The organism is Candidatus Stygibacter australis (genome assembly GCA_030765845.1).
Taxonomy (GTDB): domain Bacteria; phylum Cloacimonadota; class Cloacimonadia; order Cloacimonadales; family TCS61; genus Stygibacter; species Stygibacter australis.
Genome location: JAVCDJ010000276.1, coordinates 1 through 6177, shown reverse-complemented (window position 1 = coordinate 6177; position 6177 = coordinate 1). Strand labels below are relative to the sequence as shown.

Genomic DNA, 6177 nt, shown 5'->3' with positions numbered 1-6177 from the left:
TCATATATTATCGTATTATCAAAGTTGTGAATTATTTATTTAGTAACTGGAAACTAATGGTTAGGAAAAAGTATAAGGGATACTATGCTGAATATTTACAAATGAGGATAAAATTCAAATGAAAAACGGGGGGATGCCAGTATGGAATGAAAACGCTTGACAAGGACTTATGCTTTTCTCATTTTAGATATATATATGTTTATAATACTTAATAGAGAAGCGAAATGTTATTCCAGGATCGATGCGCAGATTGTAAAATAAAACTCACGAATTGCATTATTCGTGACACAAAACAAGGAGAATATTATGTCAGTAATTTTTAATTGTACTAAATGCGGAGAAAAAATTATCATTTCTCACTTGAAACCAGGTGAAATTTCAAAATGCAAAATATGTGGATGCGAAAACATTATTCCTGACAATAAATCAATACAAGTTGATAAACAATCTGAAATTTGGAGATCAACCACAAATAATAAAACTGATATGTCATCTTTTAAAAAGTATCCTGCATTATATTCAATATCCACTATACTAAAATATGTTGCATATATTGATTTAATTCTATCAATCAGCATTTTGATCTTTGGATTAACTTTATTAGGCTCATATGATAAGTCATTAGCAATCATGATTATATCTTTATCTATTTATTTTGGTTTATTTAGTTTTATTTTAATTCTTGCCTTTTCTGAATTAATTAAACTATTTATTGATATTGAGAAAAACACACGAAAATAAATATATGGCTCAGGAATTCCTGTTCACTTTGGAATTGATTACTATACGTTATTTATTATCCCAGTTTATTAGTAGATCCCTTTCAGGATAAAAGTGAGTTTTAACCATACTAAATTCTGATTGAGTATTATTTGTATTTACTTCAGCAAGCTCAGGATAATTGCTTTCTAATATATAGGAAGCTGGTAAGTTAACATTTATGATAGATTCCTCCAGTTCCTGCAACCATTTTCGGGTTGATCTCAAGATGTATTTGTATGAAGAGTTTTCCGGTTTTTGAGTAAATAAGATCCTCATTTCACATTTATCTGATCCATCAAAACCTAAAGTTAGATTGATCCGCTGATAACGGTTAAGTTCAAAATTATAATACTCAGCTTCTCTATTATTGATAGTTACTGATTTTATCTCAACTTCACCGTATTCTTTCTGATCAGGAAAAGGATATAGTATTTCGAAAGTCTTTATGGCGTTTCCGGTTCGCTCAAAGTGATAGACTCCTTCTACATCAACAGAATTATCATCATTTATGGAAAGAGTGATCTCCTCACTGATAAATTCTACTTTATCATGATTGGTAAATGCCCTGAAAAGTAAATACCCTAAACCCAATGTGATAACAGAAATAACTCCGATAAATATTTTGGGATCAGGACCAGACCTACCCTCAGGCATAGGATTAGCAAAAATTGGAGTTATTATTAATGATACCATCAATAACGTGATTATAATTTTTCTCATTTATATTCTCCTAAATTTATCTCATCGCAAGATCAATCTATAGCTTAAGCATATATACCTTTTTTTAATCATACTTAATAAAATGTCAAATAATATTAATCTGATCTATCATTCCAGGAAGTATAATTTAATTGCTTTATAACCGCCCTGAAAGGGCATAACAATAATAGCCATGGGCGAAACCCATGGTTCACAATGAACGAAAACCCGCCCCACCAGGTTTCACCTGAGGCTATTATAATTGTACCCTTTCAGGATGCAGATTAATTAATACTTATTATGTGATGTTACTCCTAAATTAATAAGTAATACCGGATTTCTGATAATAATTCAAGAGTGTCCCTCTAATTCCTTAATTATAATAAATAACTAAATAAAAAAGAGAAATATTTTGCTTTATCGCTTTTTCAGTCTATATTCTATATACCCCACTGGGGTATCTTAAAGGGAGGTAGTATGAAAGAAGTTTGTCAGCATTGCACGATGAGAGAAGCTCATCACTCTGAGGAGCTCAAAAAGGACTTCACATCGCGGCTTAACCGCATTGAAGGTCAAATTAAAGGTGTAAATAAGATGATATCTGAAAATGTGTATTGTGATGATATACTTACCCAGATATCAGCAATCCAGTCTGCCATGTCAGCAGTAGCCCAGAACCTGCTTGCAGCTCACATGAAGAGCTGTGTTGTAGAGCAGATCAGAGATGGTAACCTGGAAGTTATTGATGAAGTAATGAAAACTATTAAAAGAATGACGAAAAGTCGCTAAGGAGTAATAATGAAAAAGGTAATAATACTAATACTGATCGGGATAGCTGCTCTATTTTCACTTAATGCAGCTCAAAAGGTAGAATTGGGTGTAGCAGATATTCAGTCAGATACCCAGGTGATCAAAATGTCAGTAGACCGCTATGGCTGGCATCCCAATATTTTTGTTATCCAGAAGGACATTCCAGTGGTTTGGGAGATAGAAGGCAATGAGTTGAATGGCTGTAATAATGGTATTGTAGCACAGGATTTTGAGCTTAAGTTTGACCTCACAGATGGCAAGCAGATGCAGAAATTCACTCCCGTAAGCAGCGGAGAATATAAATTCAGCTGTCACATGAATATGATTCCCGGTAAGTTCATCGTAGTAGATGACCTCCAAAAAGCAGATATAAAAATGCTGGAAGCCAATGCAAATGTAAATATATCAGGAAACCCTATGCCAGGCTGCACTAAGTGCGGCAGTTGCCCAAAGGGTAAATAAATTTCTTCCTCGCAAGCCCTGGGAGAAGAGAAGGATAGAATATTATGCAGAAATATAAAGAACTCGTAATTATATCAGTAATTCTCTTATTGTGTTTACTCCCCTTATCTTCTCTCAAGGCGAATTTTTATGGGGAAGTCAATCTGATTGGCGGTTATTCAGAAAATGAACAGTTCATTGATAATTCCCGGAGTTTAAAAAATTCTTTGGGCTTTGAGTATTATAATAAATATTCTCATTCCCAGGGCGATTTCCTTACCCTTGATGCCCAGGTGAGATTATTATATGATAGTGATGATGAAGATCATATCACTTTGCAGGTGCATAACCTCTGGGCAGATTACAAGCTGGGTCTGGGCAAAAAGCTCAGACTAGGTCATTTTCAACCCGTCTTCGGACTGGAGCAGGAGATCGATACCCACGGCTCCATTCTGCAGACAAATTCCATGATGAATATCGGCATGAAGCACGACTGGGGCATTGCCTGGTCAAGTTTCATCGGCAAATATGATTACCTGATCGCTGCTCAGGCTGGTCTGGGCATGGGCTTCCCTCACTGGGATAATAATTACCTCTTTACCGGCAGGATATCGCGTGATTATTCTGATGACCTGATTGCCGGATTTTCACTCATGAAGTCAAATATTGTGCTTTCAGACAAAATGCAGCTTCTCCCCGCACCTTCAAAAATGAAGTCCAGTGATAGAACCCGGATAGGGTTTGATCTTCAATATCAGTGGTCTGCCTATAAATACTTATCTGAAATGGCCTTTGGTGAAAATGACGGACAGACAGTGTTATATACCTTCCACCAGTTGAATTATGCTCCCTATACATTGGAAGCCTGGGAATTTTATCTGCAGAACTATTTCAATGTGATGAGCTATGCTGATCCCTACGCCTATTCTTCACTCATCGCTTTCGGCACTAAATACAAGCTTACAGATGCACTTCAATTAAACACCGCTTTTATGATCAATCTCGATCAGGAGGGGATTTCTGATCAGCAGATATTCCTGCAGCTCTACTATTTTAGGGAGATATAATGAAATTACTTACTCTGATACTCGTTCTGATCTCAGCAGCACTTCTGCAGGCAGCAGTGGGTTGCTCGCTTAATGACCCAGACCGTGATGTATTGAGAATATTTCCTCAGTCCACAAATTATCTCACGGAATATATCAGCATCGATTCCCGTGGTGGTGCTGAATTGAAAAAAGAACTGGAACAAAGGCTGGGAGATGCTTTTGATGATAAATATGAAAAGACCAGCGTGGAATATTCCTATTACACGGTGCTCAAAGGCGACCAGATAATTGGCAGGATCCATGGTCTTAATCAAAGAGGGATGTTTGGCGGAATGCAGCTTATTCTGGCTACTGACCCTCAAGGTATTATCCAGGATTTCTATTACCAAAAGATGTCCTCTCCGGAAGCAAAGCTCTTTAAGTCCCCCGAGTTCACTTCCCAATTCATCGATCTTTCGCTTAAGGACTTCTATCAATACGCCCAGGGTGATAATACCTCAGCTCTGGCAAAAATAACTGACCCGTCCTCGCAAAGCAACGAGGATTTTATCAATACAATGCACGGCATCAAAAAGAACCTGATCCAGCTGGACTTCTTCTTCCTTAACCGGATGCATGATGAATATTTTATAATCCCACAGGAGGAAAATAATGAATAGATTACCACTGATTATGCTCATAGCCCTTTTGCTGCTTACTGCTTGCAGTAAGCAGACTTATGGCATTGAAATAAAAGAAGCTAATGTAACTCAGATCAACCAGGCTCTTAATCTAAAAGATAGTACTGACACCCTCCGTCTGGAAGGTAAGATTGGAGCAGTTTGCCCTACTGGATGCTGGTTTTATCTCGAGGATAATTCCGGTGAGATATATGTGGATCTGGCTCCTTCAGGGATTGCCATTCCCCAGAGTACCGGGAAAAAAGCCGTTGTGGAAGGTTCCTACATTAAAGTAAAAGAAAATTCCGTATTCGTGGCAAAAGGAGTGGAAATCAAATGAGACTCCTGATCATAGCTTATAAGAATATTGCCCGAAAGAAGATACGCTCCCTGCTCACTATCGGTGGAGTTGCCATGGCTGTTGCTGTCCTGGTAAGCCTGCTGGGCTTTAATGCCGGCTACCGCAGAGCGCTTAATAATGACGTTGATAAGATGGGTTATCAGGTGCTGGTAACTGCCAAAGGCTGTCCCTATGAAGCAGCCACTCTCATGCTCAAAGGTGGTGGCGGACTGCGTTATATGGATGCAGACGTCTATGACAGAATTGTCACCGATGAGCGAATAGATAAGATAACTCCCCAGCTTGCCACAGTGAAAAGCATAGAAGGTGGCGGGTTTGCCATGTATATGGGAATAGAAGCTTCCTACACAGAGCTCAAGCCCTGGGCAAAATTCAAGGAAGGCTCCTGGTTCTCCTCTCCCGAAGCTCTGGAAGTGATAATTGGTTATGAAGCTGCTGAACTGGAACAGCGCGGTGTGGGAGATAAGATATTTATCCCGGACACCAGGGAAATACTCACCGTTAAGGGTATCTTTGAAAGATCAGGTACCCAGGATGACGGAGTAATATTCCTGCCTCTCAAAACTGCCCAGAAGATATTCAATCTGCCAGATCAACTCACCGGAATCGGCATCAAGCTCAAAGACCTTTCTCAACTGAGTGCCTTTGAAGAAGACCTCTATGATGAAGGCAGCATTCAGGTGATTAGCCTTGCCCAGGTGAAAGGTACTATCCTCAATCTTATCTCTTCTGCTCAGATCCTGATAACTTCAGTTGCCATCATTGCTATTTTCGTAGCTATCGTCGGCGTGATAAACACCATTCTTATGAGCGTGTTTGAAAGAACTCAGGAGATCGGAGTCATGAAGGCTATTGGTGCCGGAAATAAGCAGATATTCCAGCTTATATGGTATGAAACTATCATTATCTGCACCATGGGCGGTATACTGGGAAGCGTATTCGCCTTAGCGGGGGGCAGCGGAGTAGAGTTCTTTGTAAAAAAATTCCTCCCCTTTGCTCCTGAAGGTGACCTTATCTTTATTTCTCCCAAATTGATAATCTTCTCTCTGCTGGGTGCTATTGCCCTAGGTTTATTCTCCGGCATATATCCTGCCCTCAGAGCAGCACTGATGAAACCTATCGAAGCTATCAGAAGTGGAGAATAATATGCAGCCCATAGTAGAAGCAAAGAGTCTGGAGAAGATCTATAAGACCCCGGCAGAGGATGTTCATGCCCTCAAGGGTCTGGATTTCAGCCTTCAGGAAGGTGATTTCACTGCCCTGATGGGGCATTCCGGGGCTGGTAAAACCACCCTCCTTAACCTGATCGGCTGCCTGGATAAATCTACCAAAGGCCAGCTCTTTCTTGATGGAAAACAACTGGAATTGCTCAAAGACAGGGAACTCACTAAATTCA

Annotated in this window: 9 protein-coding genes; 8 read left to right on the top strand and 1 reads right to left on the bottom strand. The window is 39.3% G+C overall.

Translation table 11 applies throughout. The annotated features are described in order from the left end of the window. Positions 1-306 precede the first annotated feature (306 nt). The gene (locus RAO94_14130) at positions 307-741 is read left to right on the top strand and encodes a hypothetical protein (protein MDP8323480.1); all 435 of its coding nucleotides are present in this window, start codon (positions 307-309) and stop codon (positions 739-741) included. 48 nt (positions 742-789) lie between these two features. Here RAO94_14130 and RAO94_14125 read toward each other — a convergent pair whose 3' ends face one another. After that, entirely contained in the window at positions 790-1482 is a 693-nt protein-coding gene (locus RAO94_14125) for a hypothetical protein (protein MDP8323479.1), read from the bottom strand. A 456-nt stretch (positions 1483-1938) separates the two neighbouring features. Here RAO94_14125 and RAO94_14120 point away from each other — a divergent pair, with 456 nt between their 5' ends. The 7 genes from RAO94_14120 to RAO94_14090 all read left to right on the top strand — a co-directional run. Beyond that, positions 1939-2250: a metal-sensing transcriptional repressor gene (locus tag RAO94_14120; protein MDP8323478.1), complete on the top strand. Its 312-nt coding sequence runs from the start codon at positions 1939-1941 to the stop codon at positions 2248-2250. 9 nt (positions 2251-2259) lie between these two features. Further along, positions 2260-2733 carry a cupredoxin domain-containing protein gene (locus tag RAO94_14115; protein ID MDP8323477.1) on the top strand — a complete coding sequence of 158 codons (474 nt, stop codon included), beginning with the start codon at positions 2260-2262 and terminating at the stop codon, positions 2731-2733. 44 nt (positions 2734-2777) lie between these two features. After that, positions 2778-3779, top strand: coding sequence for a hypothetical protein (locus RAO94_14110; protein MDP8323476.1), 1002 nt, complete (start codon positions 2778-2780; stop codon positions 3777-3779). Next, on the top strand, positions 3779-4420 hold the full coding sequence (locus RAO94_14105) for a hypothetical protein (GenBank protein ID MDP8323475.1): 642 nt from the start codon (positions 3779-3781) through the stop codon (positions 4418-4420). Before RAO94_14110 ends, RAO94_14105 begins: the two co-directional genes overlap by 1 nt. Continuing rightward, entirely contained in the window at positions 4413-4760 is a 348-nt protein-coding gene (locus RAO94_14100) for a hypothetical protein (protein ID MDP8323474.1), read from the top strand. Before RAO94_14105 ends, RAO94_14100 begins: the two co-directional genes overlap by 8 nt. Further along, positions 4757-5926, top strand: a complete 1170-nt coding sequence (locus tag RAO94_14095) for an ABC transporter permease (protein MDP8323473.1) — start codon at positions 4757-4759, stop codon at positions 5924-5926. The genes RAO94_14100 and RAO94_14095 overlap by 4 nt, the downstream gene beginning before the upstream one ends. 1 nt (position 5927) lies before the next feature. Then, positions 5928-6177, top strand: a 250-nt coding sequence (locus tag RAO94_14090) for an ATP-binding cassette domain-containing protein (protein ID MDP8323472.1), incomplete at its 3' end; no start/stop codon positions are given.